Raw genomic sequence first — 17,552 nt, 5'->3', positions numbered from 1 at the left:
TGATCGAACTACGGTCAAATACATATGAAACTTCTGCTCAGCTCTCAAAAGCGCAATCTCTTTTATTGAGATTTACATTCAATAATACCGAATATACGAATATTTTGCAACGTATTTGTTATAATGTATAGCCTATGAAGCCCCCCCCCAGAGGCTTTATTCCAACATTTTTAGCAGATTTTTGGGGCGAAAACTTTCATAACAAATGTAAGCTAGATTACAGTTTTAATGGTGATTCTAAACACATGTTTAGTATAAAACGCAATTATTTTATGCATTTATACATAGATATACATTTATATTCAGTCGCACGCAGTCACGCAAATAAAAGTTATCTCGTAAGCGCACTTAACATGCACGCTCACGAGATAATGCTCAAAAAGTTACTGCAGAAAAATCAGCGATTCTTACTTCCAACTACCCAATTTTCGTAAAAAGCGGCTTCACATTCGCCCAAATCCTTCGAGCAATACCCGGATGATTCATCGTATACAAGTGAATGCCATCCACGCCTTCTGCAATTAAATCGTTAATCTGCTGGGAAGTAAAAATACTGCCAGCATCACGCAAGCAATCAGCATTACTCCCCCAACGATCCATCATTGCGGAAACTTGCGAAGTAATTCGAGACGCACACAAGCTCGTCATGCGCTTAACTTGCGAAGCGTTCGCAACAGGCATCACGCCAGCTTCAATCGGCACGTTAACGCCGGCAGCACGAGCTAAATCACGGAAGCGCAAAAAATCCTCATTATCGTAAAAAAGTTGCGAAATTAAATGCGTAACACCCGCATCAACCTTGCGCTTCAAATTATCAATATCCGCTTGCAAACTTTCCGCCTCCGGATGCTTCTCCGGGTAGCAAGCGCCCAAAATAGGCAAATCCGGACGCTTTGAACGAATGTAGGAAACCAAGTCACTAGCGTGCTCAAAAACGCCTGCCGCCTCCTGGCCAGCAATCACGTCTCCGCGCAAAGCCAAAACGCCGGAAACGCCAGCATTATCAAACATTTCCAAAGCTTCATCAACAGCATCATAATCAAGGTAGCGAGCTGTTAAATGAGCAACTGCGTCAATGCCATATTCGGAGCGAATCGTATGAGCAATACGCGCAGTAGCAGTACGATCCTGCAGCTTTCCAGTGCCGTAAGTAACCGAAATAAAATCCGGGTCAAGACCCTTCAAACCATCCAAAGTATCGTAAATCGTACCAATAGGAGATGTGCGCTTAGGTGGAAAAACTTCCAGCGAAAACTTTGGTTTATACGGCATAGCTCACCCCCTATTTAGATTGTTGCTTACATTGCCGCTTAGATTTCCGCTTTGCTTGTTGCTTTGCTGATTATTAGAAAGCTCCGCACGGACCTCTTTAGCAGCAGCGACAAGATTCTCCAAGCTTGGCCAAGTTTCAGCGTCGCCTCGAGTTTTAAGACCACAATCCGGGTTAATCCAAAGCTTTTGAGCAGGCATCTTACGCAAAATCTCGTGAATACGCTCCACAAGCTCCGCCTTACCAGGAACGCGCGGAGAATGAATATCGTAAACGCCAGGACCAGCCTCAGTCTCAAAATGCGCGTCGTGAATAGCGTCAAGCACAACCAAGTCGCCACGAGAAGCCTCGAAAGAAATCACATCCGCATCCATAGCATCAATGTCGCGAATAATGTCATTAAACTCCGAATAGCACATATGCGTGTGAATTTGCGTAGTCGCAGCAACTGCAGAATGAACAAGGCGGAAAGCAGCAATCGCCCAATCCAAATACTTCTTATGCCAATCAGAGCGGCGAAGTGGCAACTTTTCGCGCAAAGCAGCCTCATCAATCTGAATCACACGAATACCCGCACGCTCCAAATCCAACACTTCATCGCGAATAGCAAGAGCCAACTGCTGAGTCTGCTGCTCGTGAGTAATATCCTCGCGAGGCCAAGACCAGTTAAGAATCGTCACAGGTCCTGTAAGCATGCCCTTAACAATATGCTTCGCGCAGCTTTGGGCATAAGCGCTCCAAGCCACAGTAATCGCAGACTCGCGAGAAACATCCGACCACACGATTGGAGGCTTCACGCAGCGAGTACCATAAGACTGCACCCAAGCGTTTTTCGTAAATTTAAAGCCGCGCAAATGCTGGCCAAAATATTCAACCATGTCGTTGCGCTCAAACTCGCCGTGAACAAGTACATCCAAGCCAATTTGCTCCTGATGCTCAATGCACTTGGCAATGCGATTGCGCATAAACTCGTCGTAAGCTTCGCGCGAAATCTCGCCCTTACGAAGAGCAGCTCTAGCGTTACGAATATCCTTAGTTTGCGGGAAAGATCCAATAGTAGTCGTTGGCAAATCCGGTAAGCCAAGAGCTTCCTTTTGCAAACGCTGACGTTCTGCCCTTTCCGGCAATCGCACAAAATCAGAATCTTTAAGATTAGCAAGACGATTAGCAACAGCAGAATCTGCTTTCACGCGCGAACCGTCGAACAAAGCCTGATTTTTAGCCAAAACGTTACTTGACTTGCGGCTTTCGTCACTTTCTGCAGCAAGATTTGCAATATCGCGAATCTCTTGCAACTTTTCAACAGCAAAAGCAAAATATTGCAAAACATCCGCACCCAAAGCATCCTCACCAGCAGTGCTAAAAGGCACCGTGAAGAAGCGAGCAAGCAGTAGAAACAGCCACGCGATCCGTAACATTCTCACGCAAAGCGTCAACCAAACCAAGGCTCACAGCATAATCGTTACGCCAAATATTACGGCCATTCACAACGCCAGCAAAAAGCGTAGTTTTTTCGTTCACACCATAACGCTCAATGGCTGCAAGATTTTCTTCCTTGCCTTCCACCAAATCAACGCCAACACCGTCAAAACCAAGATTATTCACAGTTTCGTAAGCGTCAGCAATATTGCCAAAATACGTGTTAAGAAGAAGCTTAACTTCCGCGCCCCTAGCCTCAAGCAAAGGCTTATACAAAGCTTCAAAAAGCTCCAAATCGCCTTCCTCTTTATCAAGCGCCAAATAAGGCTCATCAAATTGCAGCCAAGTTGCGTGAAGTTCGCCAAAACGCTTAACAATACTCGCATAAGCAAAAGCCAGAGCTGAAATCACAGACTCAGTTACTTTCAACTCCTGCGCTTCAGGAGTACGAGCCAACTTCAAAAAAGTGTACGGGCCAATCAGCACAGGCTTCGTTTCCAAACCCTGCGCGCGAGCCTCCAAAAACTCGTCAAAAGGCTTAGTTCCAGCCAAATGCAAGCCTTCCGGATTCTCAACTTCCGGAACAATATAGTGGTAGTTCGTAGTAAACCACTTCTTCATTGGCAACGCCGTCACATCGCCGCGCTCACCCTGATAGCCGCGCGCAATAGCAAAAAGCGTATCCTCAGCATGCTCAAAATTCAATTTACGATAACGCTCAGGCACAGCACCCAGCAAAATAGCAGTATCGAGCATTTGATCATAGTAGCTAAAATCGTTACTTGGAATTAAATCAATCCCAGCTTCAGCTTGCAAACGCCAATGCTTAGCTCGCAAAGACTGAGCAACTTCACGCACTTCATCCAAAGAAGCATCCTGCTTCCAGTAACGTTCAATAATCTTCTTCAACTCACGATTAGCGCCAATACGTGGGAAACCGGAAACAGAAGTAAAAACCGCAGACATACATCCTCCAAAAAATTTCTTTGACTCGCTTTAGCCTAGCAAAGAAATGCTTGAATGCGGTCATTCAAGAACTTGGGGTGTCGTTATAAGCTTAATTTATATGCTTAATTTCGTGTGGTTATGCAAAGGATTTGGGGGTGAGGATTGCGAGAGCTGTGGCACCGCGCAAGCCGCAAGTTGCGAATGGACGATCAGACACAAGCACCACAACAGACGCATTAGCAAGCCCCAAACGCATCGCCCCAAGCACATCCGGATCCGAATCAGGCGAAGAAAGCCACTGCGCAGCCATAGACATCGTCGGCTCATGCCCAACAATCATCGTCGTATGAACATCGCCTCGAATCGCTTGCAACTCGTCCATAACAGATTGCATACCGCCATCGTAAAGACTCTTGCGCGACTCAACCACAGGAGAGTCGCCAAAACGCTTCAACATGCGTTTCAAAGTTTGCTCAGTGCGATTCGCACTAGAACACACAATATAATCCGGCACAAGCTTCAAAGATTCCAAGCCTTTTGCCATAATTTTCGCCTGCTTCAAGCCCTTATCTGTAAGACCACGACCCCAGTCGTCACCCATTTGAGGAGCCTCAGCTTTAGCATGACGCATCAGCAACAAAACGTACTTACTATGATGTGCTTTCTTCATAAGCTTTTTCATTGGTGATGCCATAATGCTCTCCTACTTAGCTTGATTAAGCGCTGATTGTTGTGCAGACTGCGAATCTTGCAAATCTTGCGACTGCGAATCTTCCGGCAATTGCGCAAGCTGCACGTCTAAATCACGTAAAACTTTACGCAATTTACGATCCGAAATATCACGCAAAGACAAGTCTTCCAACTGTTCAGCGCGCTCTTCTGCTGTCATATCGTCAATATCGCTCACAGTATCTTTAGTACCGTGCTCACGCTTTTTCAAAGCGCTAAAACCTTCAGCCATTGCGCGCGAAACAATCAAAAATCCAGTGTGGCCAATCATCGCATGATCCGGACGAACCGCCAAACCTTGAGCTTTCCAAGTGCGTTCCAATGTTTCCTGAATCTCCGGCTCAGTCCACATGCCACTTTCTCGCAAAGCTTCAGCCATGCGAGACATTTGCGTAGTAGTCGTAACGTACGCAACAAGCACGCCTCCAGGCACAATAACTCGATGAGCTTGCTCGAGGCGATTCCAAGGGTCAAGCATGTCTAGCATAATGCGATCCACGCTGTGCGCATCTAAGGTTTTTGCAACAGAATCAAAATCGCCAGTAAGCAAATTCCACCATTCTGGGCGCTTTCCGTAGTACAAAGTTGCGTTAGACTCGGCAATGCGCGCAAAATCCGGGCGAAGCTCAATCGTAGTAAGCTTTCCACATTCCCCAACTGCGTCCAAAAGACTTAAACTCATAGCACCAGAGCCAGCGCCCGACTCCAAAACGCGCATTCCAGAACGAATATCTCCTAAAGCGATTACTTGCGTAATATCTTTCGGATACATAATTTGCGCGCCTCTAGGCATAGAAAGCACGTAGTCAACCATGCGCGGTCGCATAACTACATAATCCCAGCCGCCAATAGCGCGAGCTGCTTTCCAAGGCTTATTGCCAGATTTTGAAAGGTCTTTAGATTCTTGATTTTCGCTATTTTGCTGAGATTCGCGCTTTGCACTAACAGTAGTAATTACAACGCCTTCGCTTTGGCCAATCACGTCGTCGTGACAAATAAGACCGTGCTCAGTTTGTGTAACCCCACCCACAACAAGCTGTGCAGTAATTCGCTTACCTTTACGATCGGTGAATTGAATCTTCTCACCTACTCGTAACACACCACTACGCGAATTAACTGACTGCACAAAACACCTCGCAACTTTAAAGCGACTTTTATTATTGCTACTTATTATAAGCTCACAGTGGTAAGAGGCATTGCAGAATCGATTGCAAAATCGGGAGCAGAAGGACGAACCCCTGCTTCTACCAAATTTACGCCAAGCATTGCAACCATCGCACCGTTATCCGTGCAAAGCTTAAGCTCTGGCAAACGCACTTCAATTCCATGCTCCTTGCCGCAAGCCAGCAAATGCTCACGAAGCTGCGAATTAGCAGAGAATCCGCCGCCAATCATCAACGTTTTAGAACCGTACTGCTCGCAGCCCATCATAGCTTTGCGTGAAAGCACTTCCGCCACAGAATTAGCCAAAGAAGCACACACGTCGTCAACTGGAATTTCAAGCCCTTGAGCCTCACGCGCTTCAACCCAGCGCGCAACAGCAGTTTTTACGCCCGAGAAGCTGAAATCGTACGGATGCTCTTTGCCGGAACGACCTTGCGTCAAGCCTTGCGGAACTTTCAAAGTATCCGGATTTCCAAGCCTTCCATGCCTATCAATATGAGGGCCACCCGGGTATGGGAACCCAAGCAAACGCGCAACTTTGTCAAAGCACTCGCCTGCAGCATCGTCCAAAGTTGTGCCAACAACGTCAATACTTCTAGCAATATCGTTCACGTGAAGAAGCGAAGTGTGACCGCCGGAAACAATTAAAGCCAGCACATCTTCCGGCACGTCGCCGAATTGCAATTGTGTTACTGCAATATGCCCAATTACGTGATTAATACCATAAATCGGCTTATTTGCAGCCCAAGCTAGTGCTTTAGCTCCCGAAACTCCCACAGCTAAGCAGCCAGCAAGACCAGGACCTGCGCTTACTGCAATCGCGTCAACATCGCTTAAATCCATGTTTGCGTCTGCCAATGCTTTAGAAACAACCGGCACGAAAGCTTCAGCGTGCGCACGAGAAGCAATTTCTGGAATTACGCCACCGTAGCGCGCATGCTCCTGCATTGAAGATGCCACCACATTCGACACCAGAGTACGTCCGCGCACAATAGCTGCGGCAGTTTCGTCACAAGTTGATTCAATCCCCAATACGATTGCTTCGCTCATTTTATTCCTCTTTATTCCTCGTTATTCCTCAGTTCCGTTATTTTTTGCGGTTAGATCAGCGCACATTGTGTACGCATCCACGCCTTCCGGCTGATAGTAACGTTTCCGCAAACCCATTTTCTTAAAACCAAAACGTTCATACAACACGAGCGCAGGAACATTGTCAACTCGCACTTCTAGCAACATGCGCTTAGCACCAATTTTTTCTGCGGTTTTGATCATAGTTGATAAAAGTTCCGACGCTAGGCCTTTTCTTTGATATTGTTTTGCAATGCCAATTGTCATTATTTGCGCGTCATCGCCGTCAAACCAGTAGCCGGCATACCCGCATAACGTATGCGTATTTTCGTCGATTTGAGCGTAATACGCGCGCATAGGAGCTTGCAATTCTTGCGAAATCATGCTCTCATTCCATGAGCCTTTGCCAAACAAGTCGGCTTCAATAGGAGCTATTTTTTGCGCTAACTCATTGCAAGTAAAATCGCACTTTGGAACTATATTGCAATTCTCGACTACTGCTGGAAATTTAGAACGCGTTATATCAACAATCATAATTACTCAAATCGTTAAAACGCTTCTATTTTTCTTTTGCCTTATTCGCTTCGCCAGAGCCAAGCACATGCTTAAGCGGATTTGGCACAGACACGTCCGGACGGCGCAAATAAAGCGGTTCAACAGCTTTTACGCGCTCATCTTTATCGACGCAATTCTCAGCGCACTGCTCGAAAATTTGCAAGCCTTGCACACCCAAGTCAAGCGCAGAAACTTCAGCAATAACGCCAATATTGGCAATATTTCGCCAATCTTCAACGTATTTTTTAGCACCGTGTCCGAGCACATCCACGCAATAATTTTCGTTAGTTTTGCTTGCTAAATACTCATTCACACGAGCAACAACATTTTGCGGATAGTCAATATCCATATCTATTAGCGCATTTCCTTCGTTGTCGTATAAGGACATGTACACTTGGCGACGACGCGCATCATTTAGTGAAAGCACGTAGTGACGAATATTAGAGTCGCAAGAATCCACAGAATTCGGAATATTTAGTAGCAAATCCTTGCAAATAACGCCATTTTTGCGAGCTTCTTCGAACGCGCCGGAACGCATCATCAAACTTTGAGGAAGAAGACTATCACACCCCAAAATTTCAGCATTATTTGCAAATGCAATCGCTTTTGCTGCAACTAATCCTGCGCGAAGTCCTGTAAAAGGAGCAGGACCTACTCCCACAACCACGCGTTTAATATCGGAAGGCTTAAGCCCAGCGTCCTCCACAACTTTTGCAATATTTACTTGTAAACGCTCCACGTGAGTGCGAGAGTCGGTTTCAACAATCGGCTCATGGCCCACAATTCCAACAGTAGAGCCAAATGATGTGTCAATAATCAGCGTATTACTCATGTTCATTCCTCGAAGTCACGTACCAGACTAGCTTACTCGCTTAGCACAACTTGATTTATTTGTTGCGATATTTACTCGCGTATTTCTAATTACAATTTTGCAAGTCGATTAAGCCAATCCTTGCCAACAGCTTTCAAAGTTAAGATTCGCTCACCATCGCTAGTAAAATCGTCTACTTGCGAAGAGTCAATAGGTCTTGCAATATGAACTTCTAAGCGCTCAGCAGCAAGCACTCCTGCCATTTGCTCACCCCACTCCATAAGCACAACAGTGCCGTCTCCTGGCTCTTCCAAAGCTTCGTCAAGCCCCAAAGATTCAAGCTCGTCAAGCAAACGCGAAACAGTATCTTGCCCCGGAGCAAAATCTTCGCCACCCAAACGATAAGCATCAACGTGAATTAGCGTCGCCGGCTTACCATCCGCAAAAGTGCCATGCAATTCGCGCGCAATCGTAAAAGTTGGAGACACAATCGGCTCACTAATTGAAAGCCCTGCACCAAAACCTTGAGCGAACGTTGTTTTACCAGCTCCAAGAGGACCAGAAAGCAGCAAAACGTCGCCTTCTTTAACTAGTTTTGCCACAGCTTTACCAAGCTCGCGCATATCAGTATCCGTAGGCACAGTACACACTTTTTGCTGTTCTGACACCGTTTCTTCTTTCATACTTAACACAATCTTTCTAATTTGCAGTTCTTAATTTACGTTTCTTATTTACGATTCTTAATTTACGCTTTCTAATTTCCTCGAGACGCAATGAGCATAATACACTCTTCAAGCGCATAATTCGCATCACTAGATCCGCCTTTGCACTGCTCATCCGCCCAAGCTAAAGATTGCAAACATTTAGAAACACCTGCACTATTCCATCCAGCAAGCTGACGCATTGCCATTTTAAGAGCCCACGGGTTTACTTTCGCTTCAGCACTAGAAATCGTGCCGTTGCGAATTGCCATTGCGAGCGCAATTACGCGTACTTTTGCAGCCAAAGCACCTATTAAGGCTATGGCGTCAACTCCTTGAGCAATTGCAGTTCTTGCTGCAAGCACAGCAGAACCTGCATGACCTGCAACAGCTTTATCCGCAACAAAAAAGCCGGTAACTTGCGGATCTGCAATCAAGTATCGGTCGACAATATCAAGCGTTATTGGATTATCGTCATAGTCGAAGCATAATTGCGAGCATAATGCTGCAAGCTCCCCTGTTTTACTTCCCAAAACTGACACAAGACGTTGTGCTGCTTGAGGCTCAACGCTTCGATTGTGACGCTCAAATATGCTCATAACGAAGTTGAGCTTGGCATCGTCTTTTTTAAGATCCGGCACTGTAATTGTGTTTGCGCCAGCTTTCGTAAGGCGCGTAATAATAGACTTTCCTTTAAGCCCACCTTCGTGACGTGCAATAACCCAAGTTGCAGAAGAGTCTACAAAATTATTTTCGCTATTTTCACTATTTTGCGCTTGTTTGCAGAAATTTTCGATTGCGTCCACTAAAGACTCGTCTGCTTGTTGCAAATTATTTATTATTACAATCGTTCCGTCACCGAAAAGCGAAGGACCTACAGCTTCGTCAAATGCGTACTGATCCGCAGTTGACGCATCAAGTTCAATAATTTCAGCATCCGGAGCACTTTTTTGAACTTTTTCACGCACATTTCGAGCATTTAGCTCGTTTAAGTAAGCGTCACCTCCAACTACCAGCGTAACTGGCATAACGCGTTGCGCGCGCTTATTATTTGCTGCCATAATGCTCCTTAAACCAACCAACTCTTAACCATCATAATATTGCATTCGAATATGCGTGCGTGTTTGCTACTCTTCGAAAATTTTCTCTGCTTCTCGTAATGTTCGCTTTGCCGAAGCAGACCACAGTTGACCAATTATGCTAGCTCTTTGAGCATAATACTTATTGCGAAAAGCGCGCAAAGCTAGCATAAACAAAGCCAATATCACAAATTCTGCACACAACATTGCCCACGCTCCTGCAGCACCTTTTATCCATGGAAACACGCCAAAAGATACTTCATCGCACCAACACGCGCACTTTTGCATAAAGCTTGTTCCAATTGATGAAGCTCTCGCAAAAATAAGCGATAATCCACCGTTAAAGCTCGCACAAACTAGTGAAATTAAGCCGCACACTGTTGCCCAATCCATAAGAGGCGCAACTATTAGATTAGCTGGCACAGACATAAATGACACTTCCGGTTGCATAAGAATTTGCACTGGCATAGTCCAAAATTGTGCAGAAAGCGTTATAGCTAGCGCAGAAGCAACACAAGATGGCATATATTTTGCAAGCGTTTTAGAAATCGGCACTCCCATAACAACAATTCCCAAAGTTGCTGCAGAAGAAAGAGCAAAAGCATAATCCCAAGCATACGAAGGGTTTACTAGTAACACTCCAATAACAGTCCAACTTAAAGCACTAACTGACTGGTATGGACGTTTGCAACACCACGCAACAGCGGATATTATTCCCATAATTAACGCTCGAAGCACAGATGCAGAAGGGTAAACTATCGCAGCCAAAGCAATTTGCAACGTAATTTGTATTAAAGATGTAGCCCAACGAGCCAACAGTAATCGTGCGCAAAACTTGCGAATAATCATACTAAGTAGCAAAAAGTGTCCGCCTGAAACTGCCATAACGTGCATGATTCCAGCATGTTGAAAATGTTGACGTGTCATATTCGCATAAGTTTCGTCGACAGGCTCAAGTGAACTTGCATCCTCTACTGGCACATATTCTTGCCCAAGCATGCCAACAGTTACTCCAGGAACCAACATTCTGCCTTGCATATCGAGCTTATTTGTTACGTCATAAAACGATTTCCACAAATTATTAACGGCTTTGTGCCAAAAGTCTGAGTCTTGTACAACATGCAAATTTCGTTGAGTTTTTTCTACATGCAATTCAGGCTTACTACTATCAAATCTCGAAGCTTTCACGCTAACAGGAACGCTTAGGCTAGAACCGTAGCTAAGTTGCTTGCATATTGGCGAATACGCATACAGTCGCGCTTGAACGTAACTTTTTTGCGCATCAAACTTATGCACTTGAACATTAGCTTGGCAATCTCCTTTAAAACTTCTAGACGAGCGCACAGGAGTAACTACTGTAAATTCTGCAAAATGTGCGCGCCCGGCATTATTTCCTCGAGAATACAGTGCTTTAGTAGGATTATTGCCGCATATTTCTCGCATAATAACGTCACCAGATATCACATATTGAGTTATGTACGAAAGCATGAACGCAGCTACAAAAGCGTTTATTATCACTAAAACTGTTCTACGCCATATAAAAAACTTAAATTTTTTGCAAAATATAAAAATCGAAACTATAGTTGCATTGAATAAAACTATTGAAATGCAATAAATTATAGTAAAATCGCATAAGAATTTTCCAATTAAGCACCCAGCCCAGCACGCTGCAGCAACAGGAATCATACGAAAGTCACGACTTCTAGAAACGTTTTCTACTTTTTCTACGTTTTCTCGCATAATTCACCTATTTGACGTCAACATTCCCACGGAATTTATTCAAGGTTTTAGGCCCAATTCCTTTAATTTTCATCAAATCTTCTAAACTGCGAAAATAACCAACTCTTTTACGCTGAGCGATAATGCGCGCAGCAGTTTTGGGACCGATTCCTTTTAAGGTTTCTAGTTGATCAAGCGTTGCAGTGTTTATATTGATTCTGCCAGTGTTACTTTGATTAGAAGCAGTATTTTCGTTGCTTTTGTCGCTTTTGTTATTACTGTCGCTTTTGTCGTTACTGTCACCTTTACTTCCTCTGTTGCCTTTACTTCCGTCACCTCCGCTGTTTTCGTCGCTTTCATTACTTACACTTTTTTCTTCATCATCATTTTTATTGTTACCTTTTAAATCGCTAAAAGAATGCTTTTCGCGACTAGTATCGTCGTTTTCTATTGCAAACGCGCCTGCTTTTTCGTTCTGAACTCGTTGATATGTTAAGGATTGAGAAATAAGCATTGTCAAGCTTGCACAAAGAGCCGCAACTAGTATCAGCATTAAAGCAAGCGTATGTACAGGCTTCATGTGAAATCTAGGATGAGTTTTTCTACTTATAATTTCTTCATCAAAAGAATTACAAGCTTTTTCGCAATAGTCGTCACTAAAATTTTTATCAAAATTGCTGTTAGAAAATTCTTCTAAAGACGTTGCAATTCGTCTCCTAGGCAAATCAGACGCAGGCTTATTAAGCCTAAAATTATGCTCATGATTCTGCCCAAAATTCTGCTCAAAGTCTTCCATAAATCCCCCAACTCTTAAAGTTCTTAACTTAACTATTGGGCAACTTATAACACTTCGCAACAAAAATATGCGCCTGTGGTTAAAAGCAAAAAATGCTGTAAAGCACGAAAAATCGCGCAATACAGCATTAATTAAGCAGACTTTAGCTTCGACTCAGCTCTCGTCAGGCACAATAGACACAATCTTAGGAGCCTTCACAATCACCTTGCGCGGAGCCTTACCGCCCAAGCGATCAGCTACAGCTTCTAGCGCGAGCTTTTCAAGCTCAGAAGCGTCAATATTTGGGTCAACTTCAAGCTTTGCTCGAACCTTGCCCTTTATTTGCACAACGGCAGTAACAGTATCCTCACCAACGTAGCGAGAATCCGCAACAGGCCAATCTGCGTGAGCAATCGACTTTGCGTGTCCAAGCTTGCTCCACATTTCTTCGCAAATATGCGGCGCAATTGGAGCCAGCATAAGAACCAGCGGCTCGACAGCTGCTCGCGGCACGTGAGGAAGCGAAGTCAAGTGGTTGTTAAGCACAATCAGCTTAGCAATTGCAGTATTTGGACGCATTGCTTCCATTTCCACAGTCACTTCTGCAATTGTGTTGTTAAGAACCTTCAACGTCTTCTCGTCGAGTGCGTCGTCGGTTACCACGCAAGCTCCGGTTTCTTCGTTCACAACGTTACGCCACAAGCGCTGCAAGAATCGCATGCCACCAACAACGTTACGCGTATTCCACGGGCGAGATTCAGAAAGCGGACCCATGCTCATTTCGTACAAGCGGAACGTATCTGCACCGTAGTTCTCGTACATGTAGTCTGGAGTCACAATATTCTTTAAGCTCTTGCCCATTTTGCCGAACTCGCGGTTCACGCTCTCGCCATGCCATGTAAAGGTTGGCTCACCAGCGCTGTTTGAAGCACCTTCTTCAACCTCGTCAGCAGGAACGTACTGTCCGCGCTCATCCGTATAAGCGTAAGCCTGAATCATACCCTGGTTAAACAAGCGGTGGAATGGTTCAGCAGAATCCACGTAACCCAAGTCGTAAAGCGCCTTATGCCAGAAGCGCGAGTAAAGCAAGTGCAAAACTGCGTGCTCTACACCACCAACATAAAGGTCAACGCCGCCAGAAACATGCTCTTTGCCTGGACGGTTTGTGCCCATCCAGTAGTCGTATTCATCGCTGTCAACCATATGCTCAGCATCGTTTGGATCCAAGTAGCGCATGTAATACCAGCAAGAACCAGCCCAGTTCGGCATAGTGTTGGTGTCACGATAGTAGGTTTTTACGCCATCGCCAAGGTCGAGCTGAACTTTTACCCAATCTTCGTTTCGGCTCAAAGGTGCTTCAGGCTCCGAATTTGCATCGTCTGGAGCGTAAGTTTTTGGCTGATAATCAGGAACGTCCGGCAATGCAATTGGAAGCTCGCTATCTGGCACTAAGTGAGCAACACCATCTTCGTCATAAACGATTGGGAATGGCTCACCCCAGTAGCGCTGGCGAGAGAACAGCCAGTCGCGAAGTCGGTAAGAAACCCTACCTTTTCCTACGCCTGCAGCTTCAAGCCAAGTAGTCACCTTTTTAATAGCTTCGTCTACGCGCAAACCGTTAATAGACAAAGCGTCACCAAGCTTGTGCGTATGTTCTACTGCTGAATTAATAACAATTCCGTCGTGAGAAACAAACGGAGCTTTACCTTCGTAATCTGCCAACTTTTCTTCGGAATCAGGCAAAGGCTCAACAGTGTAAATTACTGGCAAACCGAATGCTTTTGCGAAATCATAATCGCGCTGGTCGCCGCCAGGAACCGCCATAATTGCGCCTGTACCGTAACCCATAAGCACGTAGTCAGCAGCAAACAGCGGAAGTTTTGCTCCAGTTACAGGATTAATTGCGTAAAGACCAGTAAACAAGCCGGTTTTTGCTCCTGCATCTTCCGTGCGATCTTTAGCAGTCTTCGCGCGAGCTTGAGCTTGATACTCTGCCAAGCCTTCTTTAAGACTTGCGTAACCGCCCTTCCAGCTTTCTGGAACGTCCGCACCCCAAGCTTCTGGAACATGCTCAAGAATTGGGTGATCTACGGAAACAACCGCAAACGTTGTACCAAAAAGCGTGTCTGGACGAGTAGTGTACACTTCCAAATCGCGCGCTTCGCCGTCTGCACATGGCACCTCAAAGTGCACAGATGCACCGTGAGATTCGCCGATCCAGTTTCGCTGCATAAGCTTAACTTTTTCTGGCCAATCAATAGTGTTCAAATCTTCCACCAAGCGGTGTCCATAAGCGGTAATTCGCATGGACCACTGGCGAAGGTTGCGCTGGAATACTGGGAAGTTTCCGCGTTCAGACTTACCTTCTGCAGTAACTTCCTCGTTTGCAAGCACAGTTCCCAAGCCTGGGCACCAATTTACAGGAGATTTAGAAATATAAGCAATGCGGAAATTGTTTAATACATCCGCTTGCTCTACTTTATTAAGCTCTTCCCACTTTTTGCCTGCAAAACCAGGAATTTCGCGCTTGCCGCTCTTAAACTCATCAACGAGTTCAGCAATCGGACGAGCAGAACCCTTTCCGCCGTCTTTGCGCACAAAATCAGTGTCATACCAAGCGTCATAAAGCTTCGAGAAAATCCATTGCGTCCAACGCACATAATTTGTGTCAATCGTTGCAAAAGACCTACGATCGTCAAAACTCAAGCCCATACGATGCAACTGCCTGCGCATATTAGCAATATTTGCCTCAGTGGTGATGCGCGGATGCTGACCAGTTTGAACAGCATACTGTTCTGCTGGCAAACCAAAAGCGTCGTAACCCATTGCATGAAGAACATTCTCACCCTTCATGCGATGGTAACGGCTTACAACATCCGTTGCCAAATATCCAAGAGGATGTCCAACGTGTAAGCCTTTGCCGGAAGGATACGGGAACATGTCCATTGCAAAGAAAGAAGGACGACCGTCAGCAAGCTTGCCTTCGCCATCCTTCAAATCGCCTTTAACATTAGCAGCCCAGAACGTGCCTTGTTCATCCCAGGTTTTTTGCCAGCGCTGCTCAATATCTTGTGCGAGCTGCGCGTTGTAACGAAAAGCTGGCTCAGCAATAGTAGCTTTGTTGTCAGCTGTTGCATACTGTTGATCGTTGTCGTTCATACCCTAGGACTATAGCGTCTAATATCGTCATTACGCAACACTTTTTACAAGTTTTATTGATATTTTATTAAGAAAATATGTAGTTTTAACGTAAGTTTTCCTAATATGCACACAAGATTAAGATTTTATGATTATTTCGCAAAATAAATCATTACAATAGTAAATAAACTTTTTGAGCAAATAAAGATTAGAAAATTAGGTAAAATTCAATAAAACTATAAATATTAAAGAGGTTGTGAATTGAAAGTACAAAAAAATACGTTACTTCTTATTGCTTGCTTAGTTTGGGGAGCTGCTGGTTTTAATATTCTTAAGATTGGCTTATTGGCATACCCAAATTATTTGCAGCCACTAAATTACGCTTTATCGTTATTAGTTTTTGCAATATTCCAATTCCTTATTTTTGGAAAACTCGTTAAAAAACATACTCAAAGAATTAACGGCTATGTGGAAGAAAAGCAGTTTTTCCTTAAATTCTTTGACGTTAAATCTTTTATAATCATGGCTTTTATGATGACTTTTGGAATTGTTCTTCGTGCAACAAATATCGCTCCAGAACGCTTTATTGCCGTGTTTTATACGGGATTAGGCTCCGCATTAGCCTTAGCAGGATTACTTTTTGGATATCAATTTGTTAAAACTGTATGTCCGCATTACAAAAACACTCATACTATGCAATAGTGCTTACAAACACTTGTAACACCAGCAACATTACTAAGGAATATTTGACTATCACTCTACGTAAGGAAGTTACTATGAATCATGTTATGAAACGTTATATTAATACGTCTTTGTTGTATGCTGTCCTCGCCATGATTGGCGGCGTCTTTTATCGCGAATTTACAAAATTTAATGCTTTCCATGCAAAAAGTATGCTTGCTGTAGTTCACACACACTACTTTATGCTTGGCATGGTTGTTTTCCTGTTACTCATACTAGTTGAGAAAAACTTCAGTTTTAGTAACGAAAAAACTACGAGAATCTTAATAACTTATCATATTGGACTCAACCTAACAGCAGTAATGATGATTACTCGTGGAATTGCACAAGTACTACGTCTACATCTCAGTCCATCTATAGATTTTGCCATAACTGGTTTAGCAGGAATCGGACACATCCTACTTGGCGTAAGTATTGTACTCATCTTATTGCAAATTAAACGCAGCATCGCTCATTGTGCTAATACTTCAGTAAAATAGTGAGCTTGGGAATAATTTAATTTATTAATAAATATTTTATTAAGTATGTAGCGCATGTTTCGTATGCGCTACTACGTTAAGAAGGCTTCTATGAACAACGCTGTATATAAGAAAAGTAGATTATACGCGCCTGAGCGTTTCTTTGAATGCGAAGGTAAAGGCTTAAAATGGCTTTCTGAAGCTCACAAATACGGCGGCCCTAGAGTGGCTGAAGTATTTGATTGGGGAAACGGTTACCTTAATATTGAGCGCATTGACACTCACTCAGCAACACCACTTGCTGCATTTGAGTTTGGTGCAGCGCTCGCTCATATGCACGATTACGGTGCAAAATATTTTGGTGAAGCACCAGCAGATTACGATGGCACATGCTATTTTGGACCTTTAAGTGATCCAGTTGAAATGCCAACTGGCACTTGGAGTAATGTTATTGACTACCTTGCGGACGGACGATTGCGCCCTATGGTTGAGCTTGGGATTGCTCGCGGAGAGCTTACTAAAAGCGACTTAGATCTTACAAACGAAGTTATTGATGCGCTGCCTGATTTATTAGGAAAAGCTGCAGAAGATAAGCCTGCTCGAGTTCACGGAGACTTGTGGAGCGGAAACGTGTTATGGACTAAAAGTTCAGACGGCGAACACACTGAAGCTGTTCTAATCGACCCTGCAGCACATGGTGGGCACCGCGAAGAAGATTTAGCTATGCTTCATTTATTTGGAATCAGCTATTTTAAGCAGATTTTAGACGGCTATCAGTCTGTTCATCCACTTAAAGCAGGTTTTGAGCAGCGCATGATTATTTGGCAGCTCTACCCTATTGCAGGACATTGCGTGTTCTTTGGTGGAGGCTACGTGAGCGAATACCGTAATATGTGCGAAAGTCTTATAAAAAGTTCTATAAGATAATTTTGCTCACTAAAATAGCAATGTAAGTATTTAGCACACGGCTATATACA

General features: G+C 44.3%; 14 protein-coding genes and 1 pseudogene. 3 read left to right on the top strand and 12 right to left on the bottom strand.

The annotated features are described in order from the left end of the window. Positions 1-417: 417 nt before the first annotated feature. From metF to leuS, 12 genes and pseudogenes are all read right to left on the bottom strand, one after another. Positions 418-1,272 carry a methylenetetrahydrofolate reductase [NAD(P)H] gene (gene metF, locus HXT38_RS01915; protein WP_410295825.1) on the bottom strand — a complete coding sequence of 285 codons (855 nt, stop codon included), beginning with the start codon at positions 1,270-1,272 and terminating at the stop codon, positions 418-420. A gap of 3 nt (positions 1,273-1,275) precedes the next feature. Further along, a pseudogene (gene metE / locus HXT38_RS01910) lies at positions 1,276-3,655 on the bottom strand (5-methyltetrahydropteroyltriglutamate--homocysteine S-methyltransferase). Positions 3,656-3,773: 118 nt separating this feature from the next. Next, a complete protein-coding gene (locus HXT38_RS01905) occupies positions 3,774-4,331 on the bottom strand; it encodes a SixA phosphatase family protein (protein ID WP_004119025.1) in 558 nt (185 codons plus the stop codon). 9 nt (positions 4,332-4,340) lie between these two features. After that, the gene (locus tag HXT38_RS01900; protein ID WP_410295823.1) at positions 4,341-5,492 is read right to left on the bottom strand and encodes a tRNA (adenine-N1)-methyltransferase; all 1,152 of its coding nucleotides are present in this window, start codon (positions 5,490-5,492) and stop codon (positions 4,341-4,343) included. A gap of 44 nt (positions 5,493-5,536) precedes the next feature. Beyond that, the gene (gene tsaD / locus HXT38_RS01895) at positions 5,537-6,580 is read right to left on the bottom strand and encodes a tRNA (adenosine(37)-N6)-threonylcarbamoyltransferase complex transferase subunit TsaD (RefSeq protein WP_004106430.1); all 1,044 of its coding nucleotides are present in this window, start codon (positions 6,578-6,580) and stop codon (positions 5,537-5,539) included. Positions 6,581-6,601: 21 nt separating this feature from the next. Continuing rightward, positions 6,602-7,132 carry a ribosomal protein S18-alanine N-acetyltransferase gene (gene rimI, locus HXT38_RS01890; protein WP_004119018.1) on the bottom strand — a complete coding sequence of 177 codons (531 nt, stop codon included), beginning with the start codon at positions 7,130-7,132 and terminating at the stop codon, positions 6,602-6,604. Between the two features lie 25 nt (positions 7,133-7,157). Further along, a complete protein-coding gene (tsaB, locus tag HXT38_RS01885) occupies positions 7,158-7,985 on the bottom strand; it encodes a tRNA (adenosine(37)-N6)-threonylcarbamoyltransferase complex dimerization subunit type 1 TsaB (RefSeq protein ID WP_004119014.1) in 828 nt (275 codons plus the stop codon). Positions 7,986-8,074: 89 nt separating this feature from the next. Continuing rightward, complete coding sequence (tsaE, locus tag HXT38_RS01880; protein WP_004119012.1) at positions 8,075-8,647, bottom strand: tRNA (adenosine(37)-N6)-threonylcarbamoyltransferase complex ATPase subunit type 1 TsaE; 573 nt, start codon at positions 8,645-8,647, stop codon at positions 8,075-8,077. A 71-nt stretch (positions 8,648-8,718) separates the two neighbouring features. Further along, positions 8,719-9,726: a DNA polymerase III subunit delta gene (gene holA, locus HXT38_RS01875; protein ID WP_174163806.1), complete on the bottom strand. Its 1,008-nt coding sequence runs from the start codon at positions 9,724-9,726 to the stop codon at positions 8,719-8,721. A 66-nt stretch (positions 9,727-9,792) separates the two neighbouring features. Continuing rightward, entirely contained in the window at positions 9,793-11,484 is a 1,692-nt protein-coding gene (locus tag HXT38_RS01870) for a ComEC/Rec2 family competence protein (RefSeq protein WP_421791973.1), read from the bottom strand. A gap of 7 nt (positions 11,485-11,491) precedes the next feature. Beyond that, positions 11,492-12,259, bottom strand: a complete 768-nt coding sequence (locus HXT38_RS01865) for a helix-hairpin-helix domain-containing protein (RefSeq protein ID WP_174163796.1) — start codon at positions 12,257-12,259, stop codon at positions 11,492-11,494. Between the two features lie 153 nt (positions 12,260-12,412). Beyond that, entirely contained in the window at positions 12,413-15,397 is a 2,985-nt protein-coding gene (gene leuS / locus HXT38_RS01860) for a leucine--tRNA ligase (RefSeq protein WP_421791970.1), read from the bottom strand. Between the two features lie 240 nt (positions 15,398-15,637). Here leuS and HXT38_RS01855 point away from each other — a divergent pair, with 240 nt between their 5' ends. The 3 genes from HXT38_RS01855 (at position 15,638) to HXT38_RS01845 (ending at position 17,502) form a co-directional block, all read left to right on the top strand. After that, on the top strand, positions 15,638-16,078 hold the full coding sequence (locus HXT38_RS01855) for a hypothetical protein (protein WP_012914287.1): 441 nt from the start codon (positions 15,638-15,640) through the stop codon (positions 16,076-16,078). 74 nt (positions 16,079-16,152) lie between these two features. Further along, on the top strand, positions 16,153-16,596 hold the full coding sequence (locus HXT38_RS01850) for a DUF2871 domain-containing protein (RefSeq protein ID WP_004106454.1): 444 nt from the start codon (positions 16,153-16,155) through the stop codon (positions 16,594-16,596). A 90-nt stretch (positions 16,597-16,686) separates the two neighbouring features. Then, positions 16,687-17,502, top strand: coding sequence for a fructosamine kinase family protein (locus HXT38_RS01845; protein WP_064340255.1), 816 nt, complete (start codon positions 16,687-16,689; stop codon positions 17,500-17,502). Positions 17,503-17,552: the final 50 nt, after the last annotated feature.

This window comes from Gardnerella sp. DNF01157, assembly GCF_049244225.1.
GTDB classification, from domain to species: Bacteria; Actinomycetota; Actinomycetes; order Actinomycetales; family Bifidobacteriaceae; genus Bifidobacterium; species Bifidobacterium leopoldii.
This window is presented reverse-complemented; position numbering and strand designations above follow the sequence as displayed.